This window comes from Pseudomonas sp. EL_65y_Pfl2_R96 (assembly GCF_963970905.1).
GTDB lineage: Bacteria > Pseudomonadota > Gammaproteobacteria > Pseudomonadales > Pseudomonadaceae > Aquipseudomonas.
In genome coordinates, this window is the sequence record NZ_CAXAQH010000007.1 from 91106 (window position 1) to 114323 (window position 23218).

The window sequence follows — 23218 nt, forward strand, 5'->3', positions numbered from 1 at the left end:
ATGAATTGCACAGTCAATGCAAATCCGGAATCAACCATTCAGCACGCTGCGGATCTTGCTCAATAGCGCTTCAGGGCCATAAGGTTTGCTCAGCAAATAAGTGTCGGGGCTGAGTTGGTGATTGCGCGAAATAATGTCCCGGGTGTGGCCGGAGGTAAACAGCACCGCCACCGGAGGATCCTGCACCTTGGCCCAGGCGGCCAGATCCGAACTTTTGATCAAGCCGGGCATGACCACATCGGTGAAGATCAGGTCCACCGTCACGCCATCGAGCAACATCTGCATCGCCAGATCACCGTTAGCCGCGGTCAGGACCTGATAGCCCTCTTCACGCAACAAATCCACCGCCGAGCCGCGCACCGCTTCGTTGTCCTCGACCACCAGAATGGTTTCGTGCCCGCCCCGGTGCTGCGGATCATGGCGCGTTGTTTCATCGAGCAACGGACGCAAGCTGCGAGGAAAATACAGCTGCACCCGAGTGCCTTGTCCGACGCCGCTGGAAATCTCGATGTGCCCGCCACTCTGTTTGACGAAACCGAACACCATACTCAACCCCAGGCCAGTGCCCTGACCATCGGCCTTGGTGGTAAAAAAAGGTTCAAAGGCCTGTGCGAGCACTTGAGGCGACATGCCAACGCCCGTGTCAGCCACCGCAACGCAAACATAGTCGCCGGCGGCGATGCCCTTGCCTGCGCAAAACTTGCGGTCGAGGGCAATGTTCTCGGCGCTCAGGGCAATGGTCCCCTCGCCACTCATGGCGTCTCGCGCGTTGATCGCAAGGTTGAGAATGGCGTTTTCCAGTTGATTGCCGTCGACATAGATATGCCAGGGATTCGGTGAAAGGGTCACATTGATCTGAATGGTCTCCCCCAGCGCCCGCTGCAACAATTCCCCCAGCCCTTCAAAAATCTGCCGTGGATCGCAGACGGCTGGCGACAGGGGCTGACGACGGGCAAAAGCGAGCAGCTGTGAAGACAGTTTGGCACCGCGCTCGACCGCGGCAATCGAGGCACTGACCCGCCGTTGCACGTTGGCGTTGTCCGGCTCGTGACGCGCCAGCAAGTGCAGGTTACCGGCGATCACCTGTAACAGGTTGTTGAAGTCATGGGCCACGCCGCCAGTGAGACCGCCGATGGCTTCAAGTTTTTGCGACTGACGCAACTGCTCTTCGGCCGCCAGTCGCGCTTCGACTTCGTCGGCGACTCGCTGCTCCAGGTTGCGGGTGAACTTGAGCAACGATTCTTCGGCGATCTTGCGCTCGTGGATGTCGATCAACACCCCCGGAAAGCGGAGTGCTTCACCTTGCTCGTTGAATTCGCAACACCCACTGGCGAGCACCCACAGGTAACTGCCGTCGGGACGCAGAACCCGATATTCGGCGTTATAGGGGATGCCGGTTTCCACTGACTGATTGATCCGCTCCTGAACCCAACTGCGGTCGTCGGGATGAATCTGCATTTCGGCGATGAGGGGTGGCAGGTTGGCCAGGTCCTGATCAGGCGGGTAGGAAAATGTGCGGGCGAAGCGTTCGTCGCCAGACAATACATCGGCCTTGATGTCCCAGACGAACGAGCCGAGCAAAGCCCCGGCATTGAGGGCCAGGCGAACCTTTTCGTTGTCGGCGCGGTAAGCGTTTTCGGCTTCTTGACGCCGGCGTTCGGAAATCACATGGTCAGTGGTGTCGACCACCATCGCCATGACCCCGGCAGGGTGCCCGTCATCATTGGCGACGGGACTGTAATAAAGATCCATCCAGACGTCTTCGGGGACACCGTCACGCAACAGCACCAAGGCTTTGTTGTGATAGGACAAGGTCCCGCCCGCAAGGCAGATATCCACCACATGCCGATTGAATTCGGCGACCTCTGGCCAACCCAATTCCACCGGGGAACCCAGCAGGTAAGGATGGCGCCCACCGGCAAACCTCGAGTAGGCATCGTTATAGATCATGTAACCGGGTCGGCCCCACAGCATCACCATCGGCAGCGGTGAGGCGAGCAATAACTGCACCGCGCTGCACAGGCTCCCGGGCCAGGTCTCGATGGGCCCCAGCTCAGTCAGGCTCCAGTCGAACGCGCGAATGCGTCCGGCCATTTCGCCGCTCCAGCCAGTACATCCGTGACTATTGTCTAGAAACTGCATCGACTGGCCTATGTCCTGTGAATGACATGTCTTCAGGCAGTGCAACGGCGTGAGGAGACGGTGCGTGCCCGTTTGTTTCGAGCACCGCCAACGCCAATGGTTTCATAGAGGTATAGCTGATTCTCGCGTGGCCTCTAAGTGGCCCGTACAACAAGCCCGCCAGATGCCCTGCCGATAGCAGTCGCGTACTGGTACGCCGGCAATCGGGTGACCGACACTGCTTCGGCAGCGCCTACGCGCATATTCGGTCAATAGCGCAGGTTCAGCGGAAATCCCGGCTGCGCACATGGATGCCATCAAGCAATGAACTCAGATCGCTCAAGCGCCCGGCAATCAGGTGCCGCACCTCGCCTTCCTTTTCCCAGCGCCCATCGACCTTGAGCAATTGCGAGCCGACCAGTATCTGCCGTTGCCGTTCAGCCAAGTCGCGCCAGACCACCACGTTGACGTTGCCAAACTCGTCTTCAAGGGTCACGAAGGTCACGCCGCTGGCGGTCCCCGGACGCTGCCGACCGGTGACCAGCCCGGCGACGCTGACAGGACGCCCATGCTCGACCGCCAGCATTTCCCTGGAACTGCGACAGCGCCGGGCCTTGAGTTCACCCCGCAGCAACGCCAGCGGATGCGGACCGAGGGTGGTGCCGACGCTGGCGTAATCGGCTTGCAGGTCCTCGCCCACGGTGGGTTTGGGCAGAGACACCGCCGGCTCTTCCTGACTCGGCAAACCGGCAAACAAACCGAGTTGTTTCTGTACCCCTGCCACTTCCCAGCGCGCCCGATGCCGGTCACCGGCCAGCCCGCGCAGTGCACCGGCATCGGCCAGTTGCTCCTGGGCCCGGGCATCGAGTCGTGCCCGTTCGCCAAGGTCGGCGATGTCGGCAAACGCCCCTTTCGACCGTGCGACCTCAATACGCCGGGCATCGTCCTCGCGAAAGCCCTTGATCATCCGCAACCCCATGCGAATGGCCGGCTGCGCGCCGGTGATCGGTTCCAGGCTGCAATCCCAGTCGCTGGCCCGCACGTCCACCGGGCGAATCTGCAAATGATGGCGGCGAGCGTCCTGGAGAATCTGGTCGGGGCTGTAGAAACCCATGGGCCAGCTATTGATCAACGCACAGGCGAAGGCCGCCGGCTCGTGGCATTTCAACCAGCAACTGGCGTAGGTCAACAAGGCGAAACTGGCGGCGTGGGATTCGGGAAAACCGTAATCGCCGAAGCCTTTGATCTGCTCGAAGATCTGCGCGGCGAACTCAGCCGTGTAGCCGTTTTTTTTCATTCCGTCGGCCAGACGCTCCTTGTGCGGTTCCAGTCCGCCATGGCGTTTCCACGCGGCCATGGAGCGGCGTAATTGATCGGCCTCGCCGGGGCTGTAGTCGGCGGCAACAATCGCAATCTGCATCACCTGTTCCTGGAACAGCGGCACGCCCAACGTACGTTTCAGCACCGCTTCAAGTTCTTTCGACGGGTATTTCACCTCTTCCTCGCCCTTACGCCGTCGCAGATAGGGATGCACCATCCCGCCCTGAATCGGCCCCGGACGAACGATCGCCACCTCGATCACCAGATCGTAGAAGTTCTTGGGCTTGAGCCTCGGCAGCATCGACATCTGTGCCCGGGACTCGATCTGGAACACCCCGATGGTGTCCGCATGGCCAATCATCTCGTAGGTTTGCGGGTCTTCGGCCGGCACCGTCGCCAGGCTCAGGTCACGGCCACGGTGCCGACGCAGCAGATCGAAACAACGGCGAATCGCGCTGAGCATGCCCAGCGCCAGAATATCGACCTTGAGCAACCCGACCGCATCCAGATCGTCCTTGTCCCACTGGATGATGGTGCGCTCGGCCATGGCGGCGTTTTCCACCGGCACCAGGCTGTCCAGAGGCTGCTCGGAAATCACGAAACCGCCAGGGTGCTGGGACAGGTGCCGGGGGAAACCGATCAACTGCCCCGTCAGGCTCAGCACCCGGCGCAACACCGGAGTATCGGGATCGAAACCACCTTCACGCAAGCGCTCGACGGGCGGTGCCTGATCACTCCAGTGGCCGCAACAATCGGCCAGGGCGTTGACCTGATCCGACGGCAAACCCAGTGCCTTGGCCACGTCGCGCACTGCGCCGGCACCATGGTAAGTGCTGACCACCGCCGTCAGCGCCGCACGGGCCCGGCCATAACGCTGAAACACGTACTGCAGGACCTCTTCGCGGCGCTCGTGCTCGAAATCCACGTCGATGTCCGGCGGTTCGTTGCGCTCTTTGGAGAGAAAACGCTCGAACAGCAGCGTGCTCCGCTCCGGATCGATCTCCGTGATCCCCAACACGTAGCACACCGCCGAGTTGGCGGCAGAACCTCGCCCCTGACAAAGAATGCGTTGCTTGCGGGCGAAATTCACAATGTCGTGAACCGTCAGGAAGTAGCTTTCGTACCCCAGCTCGGCAATCAGCTCCAGTTCCTTGTCGATCTGCGCCAGCACCTCGGCCTTGGGGCTTTTTTCCCAGCGCCACCGAATACCCTTTTCTGCCAAAACCCGCAGCCAGGACGTGGCCGTATGACCGTCGGGCACCAGCTCCCGGGGATATTGATAACGCAACTGACCGAGGTCGAAGGTGCAGCGCCGGGCGATGATCAGCGTCTCGTCAAGCAGTGCCTGGGGATGGAGATCGCGCAAGGCGTCGAGGCTGCGCAAATGCCGTTCGCCATTGGGGTGCAGACGCAACCCGGCCTCGGCCACCGGTACGTGATGACGGATCGCGGTCATGGTGTCCTGCAGGGCGCGCCGGCCACGGGCGTGCATGTGCACATCGCCGCTGGCCACCGCCGGGATTCGCAGTTCCCGCGCCAGGGTCAGCAGCGCCGCCAGTCGCCGGGTGTCGTCCTGCCCGCGATGTAACTGAACACTCAGCCACAGGCGCTCGGCGAAGGTCTGTTTCAGCCAGTGGCCCTGCGCAAAGTCATCGACTGTATCTGGCGCCCACAACACCAACAGCCCCGGCAACGGCTCGCCGAAATCCTCCCGCAGCACCTGATACTGGCCTTTCTGCGTGCGGCGTCTGGCGCGGGTAATCAGTCGGCACAGGGTTTGGTAACCCTCGAGGTTTTCCACCAGCAGCACCAGTTTCGGGCCATCTTCGATGCGCATTTCGCTGCCGATGATCAGCGGCAACTCCACGGCCTTGGCCGCCTGCCAGGCGCGGACGATACCCGCCAAGGTGCATTCGTCGGTGATTGCCAAGGCTTGATAGCCCTGTTTTTTCGCCCGCTGAAAAAGCTCAAGCGCACTGGAAGCTCCGCGCTGGAAACTGAAGTTCGACAGGCAGTGCAGTTCGGCATAGTCGACACTCATGCGAACCAGCCTTGCAGCCACAACGGACCGTTTTCACCCACCGCCCGATAGGCCCAGCCCTGCTGACCGGTACGGGTTTCGATCAGGTAGTAATCGCGGCGTACGTCGTCGCCGTCCCACCAGCCCGACTCAATGCGCTCCGGCCCCATGAGGATGCGCGTCGAGCCTTCGTGTATCGCCTGCGGTTCAATCAGCAACCAGCCCGGACGTTGCACGGCCGGCAGTACCCCACAGCCCTGGCTGTCGACAGTGGCCTGCCACGCGCACTCCGGCCGGTGATCGGCCTGGAACCGCAAGCCCTGCACCGCGTCATCCCCCAGCCGTGCGCGCAAGCGTTCGCGCAGTTGCTCCCAGGGCAAGGATTGCTGCGGACGATCGTCGAACAGCTCCTGGCACTGAGGGACGAAGGCCGGTAGATCTTCGGCCCGCAGACGAAAACCGCGCACCGGGGCCTCGACCTGAACCTGCTCCAGCCTTCCTCTGGCCAGTTCGAACAGCATCGCCGGATCGCGCTCGGCGCTGAGCAGGCCGACCTTGATCAGCGTGTCCGGCAACCCGGCGTGTTCAAGGTGCAGGTCAAAACGCTGCACACCGCTGTCTCGACCACAGAGGAACGCCGACAGATCGCCGGTCAGCCTGCGCAATGGAAACAGCAACGCCTGATGAGACTGCACATCGAAGTTGAGCTCGATGCGTACATCGAACCGGTCCGGCGGCAGATAAAACGCCAGCGCCAGCCGCCGTTCACCGAACAGGCTGTCCAGATGCTTGAGCACCTGCGCCTCGAAACGCCGGGCCAGACTATGCCGGGGCAGCGCCTGCACCTGACTCAACGTGCGCAGCCCCATGCGCGACAATGCCGTGGCAACGCCTGGCTCCAGAGCGACCCGGTCGACGGGCAACTGCCCGAGGTGGTGCTGCAAGGCTTCATCGTCCGGCACCACCAGACCGTCATAAACGTTGGCCAGCACTCGCGCCGCCACCGGGTTGGGCGCAGCGACAATCCGGTGACGAAACCCCAGCTCAGCGAGCTCGGCGCGCAACCGTGCCTCGAACTGCGGCCAGGGCCCGAACAAACCCAGGCTGGATTCGATTTCAAACACCACGGCTCGCGGGTAATGCACGCTGACCTGGGAACTGAACCGATAGGCCCAGGCGGCCAGGAACTGCTGCCAGTGTTCGATCTCGGCGGCATCGTATTCGGCGGTGACGAACCCTTTGCTCAAGGCCTGGGCGGCGGTCATCGACTGACCGGGCCGCAAACCCAGCGCCCGCGCCGAACCGTTGACCGCTTGCAACACCCGACGCTGGGCCGGGCCGGTCAGCAGCGCCAACGGCTCATCGGGGTCGGGGCGCTGACGCAGTACCGCGTCCAGCGCCAATTGTGGGAAGAGAATGCAAACCCAGCGCATGGCAACCTCAATGCCCCACAGCAAAGGCAATCGGCGCCGAACGGGCCAACCCGCCCCGGCACTTGAGCACCCGCAACTGAGCAGGTTTGGCGTCAATGGCAATGCGCAAGGCCGCTGGCGACGGGTTGATGGCCTCACTGAGCGGGCGATAGGCGAACGCCAGGGTCTGCCCGGTTTCCGCCGCCACCTGCAAACGTCGTAACGCCCGATCGTCGGCCTTGTGCGGCCAGCACAGCACCGCCCCGCAACTGCCCGAACGCAGGCATTGTTCCGCCGCCCATAGCGCATCGCGCTCACTGGCCTGGATGATCGACAGCTGGCGCAGATCGACCCCGGCGTTCTGCCAGGCCTGGGGATACGGCACGTAAGGCGGCGCCACCAGCACGATGCGCTCACCTGCCGCCGACAGCCGCGCCAGCGCCGGCCACACCAGTTGCAACTCACCCACGCCCTGCCCGGCCAGGAGGATTTCGCTCAGCGCCGCTTCCGGCCAGCCACCGCTCGGCAATGCCGCATCCAGCGCGGCATGCCCCGTGGGTTGCGGGCTGACGGCCGGTGGCGCAGGTCGGCCCTTCCAGACCTGGCCACCATTGAACAGCGTATCCAGCGCAACGACGGCGCCCATCACCCTTGCCTCACCAGACCGCAGAACACGCCTTCGATGGCCAGGTCCTGATCGGCTCGAACAATGATCGGCTGGTAAGCCGGATTGCGTGGTAACAGGCGAACAGAATCGCCAACCCGCTCGAAACGCTTGATGGTGACTTCACCGTCGAGCCGCGCCACGACGATCTGGCCGTTGAGCGCCTCGGGGTTGCGCCGCACGCCCACCAGGTCGCCGTCGAGAATGCCGTCCTCGATCATCGAGTCGCCCTGAACCCGCAGCATGTAATCCGGTACCCGCGAGAAGATCGACGGATCGAGCAGCAAACGGCTGTGGACCTCGGCATCGGCACCAATTGGCGCACCAGCCGCCACGCGGCCGAGCACCGGAACATCCAGCAGCTCGGGCCGCGGCGGCTGGTTCAATAAGCGGATACCGCGCGCCTGATGCGGGTTGACCTCGATGAAACCGGCTTCGGTCAGCGCCAGCACGTGCTTGCGCGCCACGCTACGGGAGGCGAAACCAAAGGCCTCGCTGATTTCAGCGAGGCTCGGGGGCTGACCATGTTCGGCGATTCGATCGCGGATGAAGGTCAGGATAGCGGTACGGCGGGGAGTTAAAGTCGTCATGGAGTACATTTGTACTCTTTTGAGTTTTACCTGACAAGGACCGTCAGTCAGCGCAGGAGCTGCCGAAGGCTGTGATCTTTGCTGTTGAGAGAAGGGAAAGCACGCCCCCAAGATCAAAAGATCGCAGGCTGCGCCAGCTCCTACACGGTTATGCGCCCCCACCAGCAAGAGCTACCGAAGGCTGCGATCTTTTCTTTCAGCCGCGCTTGAGGATCTGGTCCATCACCCAATCGGTTTTCAACGCCTGTTCGGCCACCGCCGGGTGTTGCGCTTCGCCACGGATGTGGGCGTTCATGCCCAACACGTGGTGCCACTGGACGTGTTCGTGATGCTCGATGTACAGACTGAGGTGTTCATCGGCTTCAAGCTGCACCGGGTGTTCGTCGAACACCGAAAAGCTGATCCGGCCTTGGCTGCCGATCACCTCCACCCGATCCTCGCGACGGTCCGCCACGAAATTCCAGCAGCCCATGCCCAACGCCCCGGATGCAAAACGCCAACTGGCGCTGACGGCGTCTTCGGCGGCGTAGAGGCCAGACTGGTGCGCGGTGAAACCAGCGACCTCGACGATATCGCCCAACAGGTACTGGAACAGGTCGAAGCCATGGCTGGCGAGGTCGGCGAAGTAACCGCCACCGGCAATCGCCGGGTTGGTGCGCCAGTTGTCTGTGCCGCCAAGATCACTCGGTGAAGGCGCTTTGGTCAGCGTCCAGGTCAGGTGCCGAACGTCGCCGATCCGCCCCTGGGCAAGCCATTGCCGCACTTGCTGGAAGCGCGGCGACGAACGTCGGTAATAGGCAACGAACAGGTGCAGTCCCGCATCGGCAAAGGCCTCTTGCATCTCACGGCTTTGCCCGGCATTCAGCGACATTGGTTTTTCGACGCAGCAATGTTTGCCGGCGGCCGCCACTTGCAGGCTGTAGGCGTAATGGCTGTCGGGTGGGGTGGCGATGTACACCGCGTCCACCTCGGGATCATTGATCAGCGCTCTAGCGTCGGTGTAGACCCGGGCAATGCCGTGGCGCGCGGCGTAATCGGTCACCGCCTCCAGACGCCGCCCCATCACAGCCACCAGCGCCGAGCCGGGCACCTTGTAGAAGGCCGGTCCACTCTTGCGCTCGGCCACACTGCCACACCCAATCATGCCCCAGCGCACCACGTTCATAGTCACTCCCGCAGGTTTAGCCGATGCGCAGTGCGCGCAGGTCGAGGCGACCGTCCTTGAGCGGTGGGCACCAGTAGTAGCCGCCAGTGATCGGTCGGCTGATGCGATACAAACCGTCGGTGATGCCATCTTCCAGACCGCTCATGCGCCGCAGTTGGGCTTCGAACGCATCGAGGGAAAAACCGAAGGCCAGGAACATCAGGCCGGCGCGATCGCCTTCGATCCACGGCATCGAGCGACGGACCACGAAGGCTTCAGGTGCGAAGCTTTCCTGGGCGGTACGTTTGACGTGGGCGGAGATCGGCGCGTCGTCGAGTTCTTCGTTGTCGCTCAGGCGCCGCCCCATGATGTTGTCCTGCTCATGGGACGCCATCGCGTGAAAGCCCTTCAGGTCATGCTGCCACTGCTGGATCGCGGCGAAGCTGCCACCGACCAGCCCCTCAGCGCCCTCACCCAGCAACGCAGCCGCTACAGCGGCTTCGTCGTGAGGGTTTTCGGTGCCATCTTCATAACCGGTCAGGTCATGGCCATTCATGTGGCGGAAGGTTTCGTTCATCTGCACCAGGCGCAGGGCCGGTGCCAATGCGGCTTCGATCGCGTGGCTGCGGTTGAGCAATTCGCCACGGTCAACACCGTGCAGCCAGCACCAGAGCGCGTGTTGGGTCGACGGGTTGTCGACGCCGACACCGACCAGCGCAGGAAAGGCGCGCAACCCGTCGATCTGCGCGTGCAGCGCCTTGACCAGGGATTCACCGAAACCGACCACCGCCGATTTTCCGTCCACCAGGCGCATCAGGTTATCCAGCGCAGCCGGCAGTGCCTCGGCGGATTCAAGTGCGAAGAACATATGACGAGCTTGAGGCGGAACGGGGGTGGCGAGAATGCCCGGCTGGTAATAACTCATATGAACTCCTTTAGAAAGAGCGTGAAGTTTAACCGGGGGATCGTTACTTGTGTGTTTTCAGGGCAAAAGATCGCCGCCGAACGCAGCCTCGCGGGCTCGGCAGCTGCTACGGGGAGTTTCATTACAAAACGCGCGCAGGCTCCAGCGCTTGAAAGCCCGGCGAAAGCAGCACACATTGCTGTAACCATGTGATGAGTCGATGAGTCATGACAAGCGAGGCCAAGGTCTGCTAAAACGATTCATCAGTGCATCACCCAATCCACACGGGGTAGCGACATGACCACAGCACCGATCCTTGGCAACCTGTTTCCCACCGCCGACAGCATCCCGGAAAAATACCGCCTCAACGGCCAGACCGAACAGCGCGAATACCTGGTCGATGGCGAACTGAGAACCTGGTCCGGGTCCCTCGCCCAGGTCCGCAGCCCGGTGTACCTGAGTGGCGCGAATGGCGATGAACAAGTGATCCTCGGCAGCACGCCGCTGCTCGATGCCGACACTGCACTGACCGCTCTGGACGCGGCCGTCCGCGCCTACGACCGCGGCCAGGGCCTGTGGCCAACCATGCGCGTGGCCGAGCGCATCCAGCATGTCGAAACCTTCCTCGGGCGCATGCGTCAGCAGCGCGAGGCAGTGGTCAAGTTGCTGATGTGGGAGATCGGCAAGAACCTCAAGGACTCGGAAAAAGAGTTCGACCGCACCTGCGACTACATCGTCGACACCATCAACGCCCTCAAGGAACTCGACCGCCGCTCCAGCCGTTTCGAACTGGAACAAGACACCCTCGGCCAGATCCGCCGCGTTCCGCTGGGTGTGGCATTGTGCATGGGGCCTTACAACTACCCGCTGAACGAAACCTTCACCACGCTGATTCCGGCGCTGATCATGGGCAACACCGTGGTGTTCAAGCCGGCCAAACTTGGCGTGCTGTTGATTCGCCCGCTGCTGGAAGCCTTTCGCGACAGCTTCCCGGCCGGGGTAATCAACGTCATTTACGGCAGCGGCCGCGAGACTGTCAGCGCGCTGATGGCCAGTGGCAAGATCGATATCTTTGCGTTTATCGGCACCAACAAGGCCGCCAGCGACCTGAAAAAACTCCATCCAAGACCTCACCGCTTGCGCGCGGCGCTGGGCCTGGATGCGAAGAACCCCGGCATCGTCCTGCCAGAGGTGGATCTGGACAACGCGGTCAGCGAAGCCGTCACCGGCTCCCTGTCGTTCAACGGTCAGCGCTGCACCGCACTGAAAATCCTCTTCGTCCACGAAGACGTGGTCGAAGCGTTCATCGAGAAATTCAACGCCAAACTCGCCTCCCTGAAACCTGGCATGCCATGGGACAGCGGCGTGGCGCTGACGCCGCTACCGGAGTCGAGCAAAGTCGATTATCTGCATTCGCTGGTAGCGGACGCGGTCAGCAAAGGCGCAGCCGTGATCAACCCCAATGGCGGTGAAGCCCGCGCATCGTTCTTCTACCCGGCCGTGTTGTACCCGGTGACGCCGCAGATGCGCGTCTACCAGGAAGAACAGTTCGGCCCGGTCGTGCCGATCGTGCCTTACCGTCATCTGGACACCGTGATCGATTACGTCCTGGAATCCGACTTCGGCCAGCAACTGAGCATCTTCGGCACCAACCCGGTTGCAGTTGGCAGGCTGGTGGACACCTTCGCCAACCAGGTCGGCCGCATTAACCTCAACGCCCAGTGCCAGCGCGGTCCGGACACCTACCCGTTCAACGGTCGCAAGAACTCCGCCGAGGGCACGTTATCGGTGCACGATGCGCTGCGAGTATTTTCGATCCGGACCCTGGTGGCGACCAAGTTCCAGGAAAGCAGTAAAGAGCTCATCAGCGAGATCATCAGCGGACGAAACTCGAGCTTCCTGACCACCGACTATATCTTCTGAGGACACCGAGCCTGAGCATCATCAGAGGCCTTCGACTGCCACCGCTGTTGCGCCGAATACTGCGTCCGTTGCTGGACCCGTACCGGCGCTACCGCCACGCCAAACTGATCCATGCGGTGCGGGTTTCGTTGGGCTTGCTGGCGACGATCCTGCTGACCACCGGCATCCACCTGCCCCACGGTGAATGGGCGTCGGTGACCATGCTGGTGGTGATCGGTGGCTTGCAACACCACGGCAATATCGGCAAAAAAGCCGCCGAGCGAGCCATCGGCACCTTGATCGGGGCCGGTGTCGGCTTGTTGCTGGTGGCACAACAGGCCTGGCTCGGGATGCCGTGGCTGACCTATTTCGCGATGTCGGTGGTGTGCGGATTCTTCTCGTACCACGCCATCGGCAAGGGTGGTTACACGGCGCTGTTGTCGGCGATCACCGTGTTTATCGTCGCGGGGCACGGTGACAACCCGGTCACCGATGGCTTGTGGCGCGGGGTGGATATTCTGATCGGCATCGCCTTGGCGCTGGCCTTCTCCTTCGCCCTGCCGCTGTACGCGGTGTACTCCTGGCGCTACAACCTGGCCGATGCGTTGCGCGACTGCGCGGCCATCTACGGCCGCATCATCAACGGCGAGTCCGTCAACGCTGACGAACACCTGAAGCTCATGAATCGCTTGAATACGGTCATGGTGCAACTGCGCTCACTGATGCCCTCGGTGTCCAAGGAAGTGCGGGTTTCCATGACCGAACTCGATGCGATTCAGCGCAATTTGCGGATGTGCATCAGCATCCTGGAAATCCTCGGCAATAGCCGGCCGAATGCCGATGACACCGAGGCAATGGCCCATCTGCAATCGGCATTGAAAGCCGAGCACCGACAGATCCGGGTGCAACTGATCGGTATGGCTCGGGCATTGAAATCGGGCGCTTCGCAACGGCTCAGCCGGCCAGCCGAACCGCCATCGGACTCAACGCTCGATGCGCCGGTCTACAGTCCGCTGGATGGCTACCGATTGCTGACCCGACAATTGACCGCGAACATCGGCGAGATGCGCCAGCGCCTGGCGAAGACCGCACCGCGCTGGAACATCTGAGAGGCCGTTTATTGTGTAGCCACCCGCCGAAGCTTCAGGCTCCAACCCTGTTGCATCCCGGCAGCGGCCAACAGAATCGCGGCGACACCGATCCATTGCAGCGGTTCCAGGCGATGACCGAAGGCGAACCAGTCAACGAAAATCGCCGCAATCGGGTAGATGAACGACAGTGCGCCGGTCAGGGCGGTCGGCAGCTTTTGAATCGCGCCGTAGAGCAACACATACATCAAACCGGTATGCACGATGCCCAGAGTCACCAGGCTGGCCCAGGCACTGGGTGCTTGCGGCATCGCCGAAAAATGCGCAAAGGGCGCGAGCAACAACACACCGGTGCAGACCTGGATCAAGGCAATCAGATGGGGCGGCGTGCCGGTCAGGCGTTTGATGATCAACGCGGCAATCGCGTAAAGCAAGGCCGCCCCCAGCGCCAGAGCAATCCCCATCAGGTAATCGTTGCCGCCCTCGCCTTGCTCACCATGGGCGCTGACAATCGCCAGCATCCCGAGAAACGAAATGCCCAGCCAGAACAGTTTCTGCAGGGTGATTTTCTCCCCCAAAAACAGCGCGGCCAGCCCCACCAGCATGAACGGCTGGACGTTATAAACCGCCGTGCCGATGGCAATCGAGGCGCGAGAGTAGGACGCGAACAACAGCACCCAGTTACCGACAATCGCTACACCGCTCAGTACCGCCAGCAAGAAGGTGGTGGACGTCAAAATGCCAGGGCGCAGAAAGCCGAACGCCGCGCAGATCAGCAACAAAGTGCCGGCACCGAACACGCAGCGCCAGAACACCACGTCCAGCACCGGTTGCCCGGACACCAGCACGAACCAGCCAATGGTCCCGGATATCAGCATGGCGGCGGTCATCTCGAATGACCCGCGACGTAGTGTTTTGTCCATCATCAACCTCCTGTGTTTGAGCCCAAAGTATGCCAATCCACGGGGGGGCTTCTCCAGTGCAAAAAGCAGGCTAAACTCGGTTTCTGCCTTTTTTATCAAGGCTTATTCAACCGATTGCCTAACAGGGGTTTCGCCATGACCGATGACATCGACCAAGTGCTGATCAGCGCATTGATGGAAGACTCACGCCGCTCACTCAAGGCCCTGGCACAGATCAGCGGCCTGTCCTCGCCCAGCGTCGCCGAGCGCCTGCGCCGCCTCGAAGAACGCGGTGTACTCAAGGGCTATACCGTTGAGGTCGACCCCAAATCCTTCGGCTATCAACTCCAGGCAATCGTCCGCATCCGCCCGTTGCCGGGCCAGTTGCAGGAAGTGGAGCGACAGATTCAGGCCATCCCTGAATTCACCGAGTGCGACAAAGTCACCGGCGATGACTGCTTCATCGCCCGCCTGCATGTACGCTCGATGGAACAACTGGACACCCTCCTCGACCGCCTCAACAGCCACGCCGAAACCAACACTGCGATCGTCAAGAAGACCCCGGTCAAGCGCCGGCTGCCACCGATGGCGTGAGTGCTGTTTGGTTCGCAAAAGCGTAGATTGATCCTTTCCGACGAAGGATTGGCGGTATGAAAACTCAGGCCATGCTACTGGCAGCGGTGATGCTTGCAGGTTGCGGTACGTTCCAGACGGTGGTGCGCAGTGACGAAGCGGCGGTGAAGAGTCTCAAGGAACAGAAAACCTACTGCGGTGCGATTCCACGGATCTATAGCGGCGTGACTTACGACTTTTGCAGCTTGCATGCGCCTCCAGGCCCGGGCATCAATGAGTACCAATACAACAACGGCACGCCCTTTGTGCTGATCGACGTAGTCATTTCCGGCGCACTCGACACCATGCTGCTGCCCTACACTATTTATCGGCAGCAGGCTGACGGCAGCATTGTCATTACCGAATAACCTTGGGTCGCCCCGATTTTCGGGCAATAAAAAACCCGCCAAAGCGGGTTTTTTACTCAAGGCTGGCGATCAATCATCGCGGCTCATGATGCCGAACAGTTGCAACAAGCTGACGAACAGGTTGTAGATCGATACATACAGGCTGATGGTCGCCATGATGTAGTTGCGCTCGCCGCCGTGAATGATGGCGCTGGTCTGGAACAGAATGCACACCGAGGAGAACAGCACGAAACCTGCGCTGATCGCCAATTGCAGACCGCTGATCTGGAAGAAGAAGCTCGCCAGTGTCGCACCCAGCAGCACGAAGAAACCGGCCGTGATGAAACCACCGAGGAAGCTCATGTCCTTACGGGTGATCAGCACATAAGCCGACAGGCCGCCGAACACCAGCGCGGTCATCGCGAAGGCCGAACTGACCACTTCCGCACCGCCCTGCATGCCCAGGTAACGATTGAGGATCGGGCCGAGCAGGAAACCCATGAAACCGGTCAGCGCGAACGCAGAAACCAGGCCCCACGCCGAGTCACGGAGTTTGTTGGTGAGGAAGAAAAGGCCGTAGAAGCCGATCAGTACCACGAAGACGTTCGGGTAGCCGACACGCATCTGCTGCGCGACAAACGCCATCACGCCGCTGAATGCGAGGGTGAGTGCGAGTAAGCCGTAAGTGTTGCGCAGGACGCGGCTAACCTCTAGCTGCTCAGCCTGCACGCTGTTATTAACTGCGTAATCCTGTTCGCGCATGGCGACACTCCTGTTGGTTTGAAACGTTCAGTCGCAAAGATCATAACAGACGCTCTGTAACAAGCCATGCAGAGAGTTTGACAGTGTGTTTCATTCAGGTATTATGGCGCCCGCAACGCAAACGGAGGTGTGGCCGAGTGGTTTAAGGCAACGGTCTTGAAAACCGTCGACTGTAACAGGTCCATGAGTTCGAATCCCATCGCCTCCGCCATCTTATGTACGACAAAGCCCTGATTATTCAGGGCTTTGTCGTTTCTGGAGTGTGCGATTTCTGTTGCACCATTTCTATATCGTTTCCGCATCTTTTGAGCTATTTCCGCAACCCTCCCGTTCCGTACCGACCTCTCCTACCTGGATCAAGAAACTCGACTCGCACGCAAAATGGGTATTCGGTCAGGATCGATAATCAGCTTCCGGCCAACAGCTGTGAATCAGGAGCGGCAGCTAACGGGCCAGAAGCGGACACTGGGTATGGATTGCAGATCTCGTACAGACACTACTCAAGGGGCTATGCAGACCTGTTCGAACCACGCGGCAAAGGTTGGCGATAGCTGTCATGCCGGTCCACTTCCGTCCAAAAGCTTTGGGATGCGCTGTTAACGAGGTTCGCCGCTGCCTGCTACCACATCAGCACATTCAAATTGCATCGGATTTCACCCCCTGCACCACGGGAAACCCGCGCAACTTGGCCGACCACGTCACCATCAGCGTGGCCACCAACAGCACCAGTAGTGCAGGAGGGAATGCTTCTACGCCGAGTCGGTCGAGTAGCAGACCTCCCACAATGCCCCCGCCAGCAATTGCGATGTTCCAAGCAGTCACGAGCATGGATTGTGCGACATCTGACGCATCGCCAGCAGTTCGGACCAATGCCGTTTGAAACAACGTTGCGGCACCGCCAAAGGCTAATCCCCACGCGCCAATCGCTACGAAAACGGCAACGGGTTCAGTGGCTGCTATACCCAGCACCATCGCTGAAATGCCAAACAATGCGGTACTCGCCAGGGTCAGCGCACGCAGGTACTGGTCGATTAACAGCCCAACAATCCAGATTCCCAGCAGCGATGTGATTCCGAAGACCAGCAGTACTACATCCGTCTGCGCCCCCAGGCCGGCCACTTGCAGAAACGGAGCGATGTAGGTGTAGAGAATGTTGTGCGCAAGGACGAACGCCAGTACCACGAAGAGCACGGGGCGAATGCCCCACAGTGTGAATACGTAGCGCAGCGACAGACGTTTTTGTTCAGCCTTTCCGGCGAAGTCCGGCACGTTGAAGCGCACCCATGCCATCAGCAGCACGGCCAGCAGGCTCATGATGCCGAAGCACATGCGCCATCCCAGGACGTTGCCCAGAAAGGTTCCGGCCGGGATGCCCAACGAGAGCGCCAGGGGTGTGCCCACCATCGCAATCGCGATGGCGCGGCCTTTGCGGTGTTCGGGTACTAAGCGCGCGGCATAGCCGGCCAATAACGCCCACAGTAGCCCCGCCGCAACGCCGGCCAGAAAGCGCGCCGCGATCGTCAACGTGAAGCTGGTCGAAAACGTCGTGACCGTGTTGGCAATGGCAAAGCCGGCGATGGCAGCGAGTAGCAAGGGACGGCGACGAAATCCTTGTGTGGCCGCCGTTAACGGCATGGCGGCCATTAGCGATCCAATGGCATAGGCGGTGACGGTTTGCCCGACCCACGCCTCGGAGACGGCCAGCCCCTGTGCCATCTGCGGCAGCAGACCAGCCGGCAGTGCTTCGGTAAGGATGGTGATGAAGGCGGCCATTGCCAGCGCCAACAAGGGTGCATAAGGCATGCGATCCTGCACTTCCGAGTTCATTGGCCTAGCTCCGCGACGCCGTATACCGCGTCCCGCAGGTCGGTTACGAACCGTCCCGACATGCCCTCGTACAACGTGTTGGTGAAGGCGACGACACTCAGCTTCTGCTGTCGATCCACACACCACGAATGGCCATAGGCGCCACCCCAACGCCAGGTGCCTGGCGACTCGGGGGTGACCGCCAAGGCCGGATCGCGCAGTATCGAGAACCCCAGACCAAAGCCGAACCCCGGTGCAGCGGGTAATTCCCGGCCGCCGGTTTGATCGAGTGCCATCTCCTCGACGAGTGCCGTGGACAGCAGCTCACCGCCGCCGCGACGCAATGTTTCAAGGAGGCGCAGGAAGTCCTCGGCTGTTCCGGCCATACCGGCACCACCCGACGCAAACGCCTGCGGGTTGAAGATGCGGGCGGGGCTGAACGGGATGCCGATCGCCCCCTCGAACGGAGAAACGATTTCGCCTTCGGCCAGCGCATGGGGCTCGGGAGTCGCACTGACGTAGGCGGTAGGCACGCGCGATGGGTCCAGCGCGGCAAAGCCGGTATCGGTCATGCGCAGCGGATCAGTCACGAGCTGGCGCACCGCATCAGCCAGTTGCTCGCCCTGCACCCGCTGAATCACAGCACCTAGTACATCGGTTGCCACCGAATAGCCCCAGGCCGTGCCGGGCTCGTACAGCAGCGGCACGCTGGCGATGCGGCTCAGGTTCTCGGTGAGGCTGACGGTGGACGCATCCATACCATCCGAGACACCGGCCTGTGCATAGGGGCCATGCGCATCGGCTTCGAAAAAGCGATAGCCAAGCCCCGCCGTGTGACTAAGCAAATGCCGCACCGTGATGCGGGCAGCACGTCCATCAGCCAACTGTGGCCGAAACTCGGGCAACCACCGCTCAACGCTGTCATCCAGACCGAGACGGCCTTGCGCTACCAACACCAGGGCCGCCGTCGAGACAATAGGTTTGCTGACCGATGCCAAGCGAAACACCGCCTCTACGCTCATCGGCAACCGCTTCTCGCGGTCGGCCCAGCCGGCCGCCTGGCGATGGACCAACTCGCCATCGCGGGCCACCAATACTACCGCGCCAACCAGTCGCTGCTGCTCCAGCGCTTGCTGGACCGTTGCTTCAATGCGCGCGGACAATTGACGGGAAAGCGTGCCCGTGGATAAAGCGATTTCGGGGAGGGTCATGCGCAGTTCCTTCTGAGAGTGGAGAGCCCCGCCACGATAGAAAGTCTAGGATTAAAGAAAAACTGGGGTAGAGTTCCATTTTATGCGGAGCAGAACATCCGCAATGGAGGGCAGCATGGACAGCTTGAATGGCTTTGTGGTGTTTGTGCAGGTCGCTGAAAATCGCAGTTTCGTTGCGGCCGGCCGAATGCTGGGGGTGTCGGCGTCGGCCATCGGCAAGAGCGTGGCGCGGCTGGAAGAGAAGCTCGGTGTTCGCCTGTTTCACCGCAGCACGCGCAGCGTCACGCCGACTGCCGAAGGCATGCTGTTTCTGGAGCGCAGCCGTCGGATTCTGGCAGAAATCGAGGCGGCTCAACTGGAACTGTCGCAAGCCAGCGTCGCTCCACGTGGACGCTTGAGGGTCAGCCTGCCCTTGGTCAGTTCGCTGGTACATCCGGTGCTCGGCGACTTTATGCGTGAGTACCCGGCCATTGAATTGGACCTAGACTTCAGCGACCGCCTGGTCGATGTGATCGAGGAAGGTTTCGACGTCGTGGTCAGAACCGGCGCGCCTACGGATTCGCGTTTATCGGCCCGTAAGCTCGGTTCATTCCGTTCGTTGCTGGTCGCCTCGCCGGACTACCTGGCAGCGCGTGGTACGCCAAAAGTACCAACCGATCTGCTGCTGCACAGCTGCTTGCACTACCGTTTCCCCAATAGCGGCAAGCTGGAAACCTGGGCCTTGCGTCGTACTGCTGAGGAGCCCGAGTTATCCTTGCCCATTTCGATGATCTGCAACACCATCGAAACCCGTTTATGCTTTGCCTTGCGGGGACTGGGCATCGCCTATCTGCCGGAGTTCTCCGTGAGGCAGGCGCTCACCGAGGGGCAGCTGTGGACCGTTTTGCCAGAGCACACAGAGCGCAATGGCGAGTTTCATTTACTCTGGCCTTCCAGTAAACACCCTTCTCCTAAGGTGCGGGTATTCGTCGACTTCCTCTGCGCCCGGGTTTTTCCGGGGAGAAAGGGGACGGATTTATTTTCACTAATCTAAACGTCCGCTATTGGCCGATTTATGCCTGCTGCCACCGGCAGCTATGGGTCCAGGCTGTGTGAAAACGCGCTAAACACCTCGAAAACTGAGAGTCGCGAGGGTTGCCTATGGAATCAGCGGGCGGAAGCGCGAATTAGTTTAGTCAGTGACATAGAAGTTCGTAATGCCGTTTGGGCCGCGTCAGCGGCCCAAACGGCTACTCACGGACGATCAAGTAGCTGGGTTCACACCCTGATCGCCTCAAGCAGTCCTGCGATGCCGAAGATACTCATCATTCGTTTGAGGTTGTAGGCGAGCACATGAAGGCTCATCTCGGTGCTCACCCTCGGCAGGGTTTTGGTCAGGAAGTGGGTACTTCCCATCCAGAACTTGAGCGTTCCAAAAGGATGTTCAACGGTCTGTCGACGAACCCTCATCATCGCTGGATCATGTTCTAGCCGAACTTGCATCGCATCGACTACAGCCTCATGTTCCCAGCGTTTCACACGGCGCTCCTTACCCGTCGTACATTGCTTTTGCATTGAGCAGGACTGGCAGCCCGAGAAGTAGTAACAATGCAATAACATGCCGTCTTCCATCGACGAATGCCGCCTAGTTAGTAACTGCCCCGCAGGGCATCGATACTCGTCCGACGCCGCAAGATAGATGAAGTCCTGCTTACCAAATCGGCCTTCGGCTTTGCTGCCAGATGTGAGGGGTTTCGGTACGAAGGTAGTGATGCCAGCTTGCTCGCACGCAAGGATTTCCAGACCTTTGTAATAGCCTCGGTCGGCAACCACCGTTAGCGACTCCGCGCCGATCTCTTCACGCGCTTGGTTCGCCATATTGCTGAGCTGCGCCCGGTCATTACCAACGTTGGTCACCTCATGGGCAATGATCAGATGGTGCTTGTCGTCGACGGCTGTTTGTACGTTATAGCCAACCGTTCCGGTGCCTCGGCCGCTTGTGGCCATTGAACGTGCATCTGGATCGGTAAGCGAAATTTGCTGGTCTGGACTGTCGTGAAGCTGCGCCTCGATTTCTTTGAGTTTCTGCATCTGCTTTTTCAGTGTTTCTATCTTTTCCTTAAGCCGCTCTGCTTTGGCCTCAGCCAGTTCGGGCGTTGCCCGATCCGCCGAATCCATTGCTGCCAGATATCGATCGATGCTCTGCTCAATCTGCTGCATGCGTGCCTTCACTTTGCCCTGCGTGAAGTTACGGTCGCGGTTGTTCACGGCTTTGAATTTGCTGCCGTCGATGGCGATGATTGATTGTGAGAAGAGATTGAGGTTGCGGCAAAGTACTACGAATTGTCGGCAGACGCTGCGAATGGCTTTGCCATTGTCTTTGCGAAAGTCGGCAATGGTTTTGAAGTCCGGAGCCAAACGCCCCGTTAACCACATCAACTCGACGTTGCGCTCGGCCTCACGCTCAAGCCGGCGGCTGGACTGAATCCGATTGAGGTAGCCGTAGATATAGATCTTCAGCAACACCGCTGGGTGGTAGGCCGGACGACCCGTTGCGGCAGGATCGACGCCCTCAAAACCAAGTGTGCCCAGGTCGAGTTCATCGACGAAAACATCGACCACGCGCACTGGATTTTCTTCGGCTACGTAATCGTCCAGACACTCCGGCAGCAAGGTGACTTGCGTCCGAGCCTCACCTTCAATAAATCGCTTCATGATCGCCCCCGCTACGATCTCGACGATCAGAAGATTAGACAATTGCAGGTGTTTTCACACAGCCTGGGTCGGTTAGCGACCACCACGCACCGTGACTGATCCACCCTTGTCCTCCCTCAACGTGGAGGACAAACCATGAAGATCATTGCTACATATAGTCATCAGCCTTGGAACAAGGGAAAGCTAGTCGGACAGAAAGCCCCGCTCCGAGTCAGAGATATCTGGGCCATTCGGGTAAGACTCCAGCTCGCGGAGAAAACACGGGATCTGGCTCTCTTCAACTTGGCCATCGACAGCAAGCTGCGTGCCTGTGACTTCACCAAGCTGCGAGTCCGAGACATAGCCCATGGGGAACATGTGTCGTCACGGGCCATCGTGATGCAGCAGAAAACCCAGCACCCAGTGCAACTTGAAATCACAGAGCAAACCCGAACAGTTCAGGAGGCTTGGATGCATCAGGCCCGCCTCCGCAGCGAGGACTTCTTGTTTCCGACCCGGTTGCACGGCTCAGCCCATCTATCCACCAGGCAATACGCTCGAATAGTCAAAGCGTGGGTGACAACCATTGGTCTTGACCCAACCATGTACGGTACTCACACGCTCCGGCGAACCAAGTCATCGCTGATCTATCGCAGGACGAAGAACCTGAGAGCTGTGCAACTCCTGCTTGGTCATACGAAGCTTGAAAGCACTGTCAGATACCTGGGTATCGAGGTCGATGATGCCCTAGAAATGGCTGAACAGACGGAGGTGTAATTCCTCTGCGATGGTCGCAACTAAACTGTCGCCAATAGCTGCCAGTGAGGTGAACCGGACTGACTAACCGAATTGTAAGCGCTCCATAAACCCCACCTGCACATGAAGCGCCGATTCAAGGATGCTGAGCTCCCATTTCTCGCTCGGATCGACCGATCCGCCGAACGGTCTGTTAGTCGTTACGTGTCTGTTCAAGCCGCTTATCAAGCTCGCTTGGCGGCAAGTTCGGCGTCGAGTGAAGCGTCAGCCAGACGGCCCGCAGAATGTTGATCGCGGCCATGTTCAGGTGTTGTTCGGCGGCGTGCAGGGCCAGTTCGGCTGCCAGGCGCTTGTCGGCAGCACTGAGGTGCGCCGTTTTGTGGGTCATGTCCGCATCGACGTTGGCCAACAGCCCCTGGAGTTCCTGCACCGCCTGATCCGATGCCTGACGCATGTCCGCCAGCAGGCGGCTGGCTTCGGCAGGCGTCATGGCCAAGGCGCGGACGCTGCGAAAAGTCAGGCGTGCGGGCAAGGTGGCCAAACTGAAACCCGTCGAAATTAACTTGCCAATCATGCGAACAACTCCTGTAAACGAGTGCTTCAGCAGCGTATCAGAGTAAATCGCAAAAAAATGTCTGCTCATCGCTTGCCAGAATCAACTCTCCGCCTTTTTGGCATCAAGCGTCTGATCGTCGTCAGAACCCTCGAACGATGCGCCCATAGGCACTTTGGAGTCGGATTCAGGCAGCCTTGGCAAAGGTGTTGCACCTAGCCGATGTCCAATTTCTTCAATCGAGTCAGGCCTTGTTTGATATGACCGGCGTTTTCACCCATGGTCCACAGTGCACCACGGACATTTCCGCCCATTTCCTGTGCCCCTTGCTCCTCAATCAGCAGGGTCAACTCCATAATGGCCGCCTCTAAGGCCTGCTGATTTTCGAACAGCCTTTCCAGTACATCCGACAGTGAATAATCGCTTGGCAT

General features: G+C 60.2%; 20 protein-coding genes and 1 tRNA gene. 7 read left to right on the forward strand and 14 right to left on the reverse strand.

Annotated elements, in window-relative coordinates; translation table 11 throughout:
* Nucleotides 1-30: 30 nt before the first annotated feature.
* The 7 genes from AACY49_RS10135 to AACY49_RS10165 all read right to left on the reverse strand — a co-directional run bounded on the left by AACY49_RS10135 (nucleotide 31) and on the right by AACY49_RS10165 (nucleotide 10196).
* Nucleotides 31-2142 (reverse strand): hybrid sensor histidine kinase/response regulator, encoded by a 2112-nt coding sequence (locus AACY49_RS10135; protein ID WP_339523411.1) that lies wholly within the window; start codon nucleotides 2140-2142, stop codon nucleotides 31-33.
* A gap of 262 nt (nucleotides 2143-2404) precedes the next feature.
* Nucleotides 2405-5482, reverse strand: a complete 3078-nt coding sequence (locus AACY49_RS10140; protein WP_339523414.1) for an error-prone DNA polymerase — start codon at nucleotides 5480-5482, stop codon at nucleotides 2405-2407.
* On the reverse strand, nucleotides 5479-6894 hold the full coding sequence (locus AACY49_RS10145; RefSeq protein WP_258700233.1) for a Y-family DNA polymerase: 1416 nt from the start codon (nucleotides 6892-6894) through the stop codon (nucleotides 5479-5481). The genes AACY49_RS10140 and AACY49_RS10145 overlap by 4 nt, the downstream gene beginning before the upstream one ends.
* A 7-nt stretch (nucleotides 6895-6901) precedes the next feature.
* Complete coding sequence (gene imuA / locus AACY49_RS10150; RefSeq protein WP_258700232.1) at nucleotides 6902-7519, reverse strand: translesion DNA synthesis-associated protein ImuA; 618 nt, start codon at nucleotides 7517-7519, stop codon at nucleotides 6902-6904.
* The gene (lexA, locus tag AACY49_RS10155) at nucleotides 7519-8136 is read right to left on the reverse strand and encodes a transcriptional repressor LexA (protein ID WP_258700231.1); all 618 of its coding nucleotides are present in this window, start codon (nucleotides 8134-8136) and stop codon (nucleotides 7519-7521) included. The genes imuA and lexA overlap by 1 nt, the downstream gene beginning before the upstream one ends.
* 187 nt (nucleotides 8137-8323) lie before the next feature.
* The gene (locus AACY49_RS10160) at nucleotides 8324-9292 is read right to left on the reverse strand and encodes a Gfo/Idh/MocA family protein (protein ID WP_339523417.1); all 969 of its coding nucleotides are present in this window, start codon (nucleotides 9290-9292) and stop codon (nucleotides 8324-8326) included.
* Between the two features lie 16 nt (nucleotides 9293-9308).
* On the reverse strand, nucleotides 9309-10196 hold the full coding sequence (locus tag AACY49_RS10165) for a Dyp-type peroxidase (protein WP_258700229.1): 888 nt from the start codon (nucleotides 10194-10196) through the stop codon (nucleotides 9309-9311).
* A gap of 276 nt (nucleotides 10197-10472) precedes the next feature.
* On the opposite strand from AACY49_RS10165, the gene AACY49_RS10170 reads away from it, so the two are divergent.
* Complete coding sequence (locus AACY49_RS10170) at nucleotides 10473-12098, forward strand: NADP-dependent glyceraldehyde-3-phosphate dehydrogenase (RefSeq protein WP_258700228.1); 1626 nt, start codon at nucleotides 10473-10475, stop codon at nucleotides 12096-12098.
* 44 nt (nucleotides 12099-12142) lie between these two features.
* Nucleotides 12143-13186: an FUSC family protein gene (locus AACY49_RS10175; protein ID WP_339523624.1), complete on the forward strand. Its 1044-nt coding sequence runs from the start codon at nucleotides 12143-12145 to the stop codon at nucleotides 13184-13186.
* Between the two features lie 8 nt (nucleotides 13187-13194).
* On the opposite strand, the gene AACY49_RS10180 is transcribed toward AACY49_RS10175, so the two are convergent.
* A complete protein-coding gene (locus tag AACY49_RS10180; protein ID WP_339523421.1) occupies nucleotides 13195-14088 on the reverse strand; it encodes a DMT family transporter in 894 nt (297 codons plus the stop codon).
* Nucleotides 14089-14223: 135 nt separating this feature from the next.
* Between AACY49_RS10180 and AACY49_RS10185 the strand changes: the two genes are divergently transcribed.
* Both AACY49_RS10185 and AACY49_RS10190 read left to right on the forward strand, forming a co-directional pair.
* Complete coding sequence (locus AACY49_RS10185) at nucleotides 14224-14661, forward strand: Lrp/AsnC family transcriptional regulator (protein WP_258700226.1); 438 nt, start codon at nucleotides 14224-14226, stop codon at nucleotides 14659-14661.
* Between the two features lie 56 nt (nucleotides 14662-14717).
* The gene (locus AACY49_RS10190) at nucleotides 14718-15047 is read left to right on the forward strand and encodes a YceK/YidQ family lipoprotein (RefSeq protein WP_258700225.1); all 330 of its coding nucleotides are present in this window, start codon (nucleotides 14718-14720) and stop codon (nucleotides 15045-15047) included.
* Nucleotides 15048-15116: 69 nt separating this feature from the next.
* On the opposite strand, the gene AACY49_RS10195 is transcribed toward AACY49_RS10190, so the two are convergent.
* The gene (locus tag AACY49_RS10195; protein ID WP_258700224.1) at nucleotides 15117-15788 is read right to left on the reverse strand and encodes a Bax inhibitor-1/YccA family protein; all 672 of its coding nucleotides are present in this window, start codon (nucleotides 15786-15788) and stop codon (nucleotides 15117-15119) included.
* A gap of 123 nt (nucleotides 15789-15911) precedes the next feature.
* Here AACY49_RS10195 and AACY49_RS10200 point away from each other — a divergent pair.
* Nucleotides 15912-15999 (forward strand) — tRNA-Ser (locus AACY49_RS10200).
* Between the two features lie 425 nt (nucleotides 16000-16424).
* On the opposite strand, the gene AACY49_RS10205 is transcribed toward AACY49_RS10200, so the two are convergent.
* Nucleotides 16425-17615 (reverse strand): MFS transporter, encoded by a 1191-nt coding sequence (locus tag AACY49_RS10205; protein ID WP_150633846.1) that lies wholly within the window; start codon nucleotides 17613-17615, stop codon nucleotides 16425-16427.
* The gene (locus tag AACY49_RS10210) at nucleotides 17612-18805 is read right to left on the reverse strand and encodes a serine hydrolase domain-containing protein (RefSeq protein WP_258700223.1); all 1194 of its coding nucleotides are present in this window, start codon (nucleotides 18803-18805) and stop codon (nucleotides 17612-17614) included. Before AACY49_RS10210 ends, AACY49_RS10205 begins: the two co-directional genes overlap by 4 nt.
* A gap of 115 nt (nucleotides 18806-18920) precedes the next feature.
* Between AACY49_RS10210 and AACY49_RS10215 the strand changes: the two genes are divergently transcribed.
* Nucleotides 18921-19838, forward strand: a complete 918-nt coding sequence (locus AACY49_RS10215) for a LysR family transcriptional regulator (RefSeq protein ID WP_258700222.1) — start codon at nucleotides 18921-18923, stop codon at nucleotides 19836-19838.
* A 224-nt stretch (nucleotides 19839-20062) separates the two neighbouring features.
* On the opposite strand, the gene AACY49_RS10220 is transcribed toward AACY49_RS10215, so the two are convergent.
* Nucleotides 20063-21499, reverse strand: a complete 1437-nt coding sequence (locus tag AACY49_RS10220; protein ID WP_339523430.1) for an IS1182 family transposase — start codon at nucleotides 21497-21499, stop codon at nucleotides 20063-20065.
* Between the two features lie 135 nt (nucleotides 21500-21634).
* Here AACY49_RS10220 and AACY49_RS10225 point away from each other — a divergent pair, with 135 nt between their 5' ends.
* Nucleotides 21635-22255 carry a tyrosine-type recombinase/integrase gene (locus tag AACY49_RS10225; protein WP_258700221.1) on the forward strand — a complete coding sequence of 207 codons (621 nt, stop codon included), beginning with the start codon at nucleotides 21635-21637 and terminating at the stop codon, nucleotides 22253-22255.
* Nucleotides 22256-22427: 172 nt separating this feature from the next.
* Here the strand turns inward: AACY49_RS10225 and AACY49_RS10230 are convergent, their stop codons facing one another.
* Nucleotides 22428-22808 carry a hypothetical protein gene (locus AACY49_RS10230; RefSeq protein WP_009043509.1) on the reverse strand — a complete coding sequence of 127 codons (381 nt, stop codon included), beginning with the start codon at nucleotides 22806-22808 and terminating at the stop codon, nucleotides 22428-22430.
* A 194-nt stretch (nucleotides 22809-23002) separates the two neighbouring features.
* Nucleotides 23003-23218, reverse strand: a complete 216-nt coding sequence (locus AACY49_RS10235; protein WP_258700220.1) for a hypothetical protein — start codon at nucleotides 23216-23218, stop codon at nucleotides 23003-23005.

Excerpts from the sequence above, each read along its gene's own strand:
- imuA (WP_258700232.1), bottom strand. The coding sequence starts at position 7,519 with ATGGGCGCCGTCGTTGCGCTGGATACGCTGTTCAATGGTGGCCAGGTC.
- AACY49_RS10185 (WP_258700226.1), top strand. The coding sequence starts at position 14,224 with ATGACCGATGACATCGACCAAGTGCTGATCAGCGCATTGATGGAAGAC.
- AACY49_RS10230 (WP_009043509.1), bottom strand. The coding sequence starts at position 22,808 with ATGATTGGCAAGTTAATTTCGACGGGTTTCAGTTTGGCCACCTTGCCC.
- AACY49_RS10145 (WP_258700233.1), bottom strand. The coding sequence starts at position 6,894 with ATGCGCTGGGTTTGCATTCTCTTCCCACAATTGGCGCTGGACGCGGTA.
- AACY49_RS10170 (WP_258700228.1), top strand. The coding sequence starts at position 10,473 with ATGACCACAGCACCGATCCTTGGCAACCTGTTTCCCACCGCCGACAGC.
- AACY49_RS10210 (WP_258700223.1), bottom strand. The coding sequence starts at position 18,805 with ATGACCCTCCCCGAAATCGCTTTATCCACGGGCACGCTTTCCCGTCAA.
- lexA (WP_258700231.1), bottom strand. The coding sequence starts at position 8,136 with ATGTACTCCATGACGACTTTAACTCCCCGCCGTACCGCTATCCTGACC.
- AACY49_RS10235 (WP_258700220.1), bottom strand. The coding sequence starts at position 23,218 with ATGCCAAGCGATTATTCACTGTCGGATGTACTGGAAAGGCTGTTCGAA.
- AACY49_RS10215 (WP_258700222.1), top strand. The coding sequence starts at position 18,921 with ATGGACAGCTTGAATGGCTTTGTGGTGTTTGTGCAGGTCGCTGAAAAT.
- AACY49_RS10195 (WP_258700224.1), bottom strand. The coding sequence starts at position 15,788 with ATGCGCGAACAGGATTACGCAGTTAATAACAGCGTGCAGGCTGAGCAG.
- AACY49_RS10190 (WP_258700225.1), top strand. The coding sequence starts at position 14,718 with ATGAAAACTCAGGCCATGCTACTGGCAGCGGTGATGCTTGCAGGTTGC.
- AACY49_RS10180 (WP_339523421.1), bottom strand. The coding sequence starts at position 14,088 with ATGGACAAAACACTACGTCGCGGGTCATTCGAGATGACCGCCGCCATG.
- AACY49_RS10225 (WP_258700221.1), top strand. The coding sequence starts at position 21,635 with ATGAAGATCATTGCTACATATAGTCATCAGCCTTGGAACAAGGGAAAG.
- AACY49_RS10205 (WP_150633846.1), bottom strand. The coding sequence starts at position 17,615 with ATGAACTCGGAAGTGCAGGATCGCATGCCTTATGCACCCTTGTTGGCG.
- AACY49_RS10140 (WP_339523414.1), bottom strand. The coding sequence starts at position 5,482 with ATGAGTGTCGACTATGCCGAACTGCACTGCCTGTCGAACTTCAGTTTC.
- AACY49_RS10135 (WP_339523411.1), bottom strand. The coding sequence starts at position 2,142 with ATGCAGTTTCTAGACAATAGTCACGGATGTACTGGCTGGAGCGGCGAA.
- AACY49_RS10160 (WP_339523417.1), bottom strand. The coding sequence starts at position 9,292 with ATGAACGTGGTGCGCTGGGGCATGATTGGGTGTGGCAGTGTGGCCGAG.
- AACY49_RS10165 (WP_258700229.1), bottom strand. The coding sequence starts at position 10,196 with ATGAGTTATTACCAGCCGGGCATTCTCGCCACCCCCGTTCCGCCTCAA.
- AACY49_RS10220 (WP_339523430.1), bottom strand. The coding sequence starts at position 21,499 with ATGAAGCGATTTATTGAAGGTGAGGCTCGGACGCAAGTCACCTTGCTG.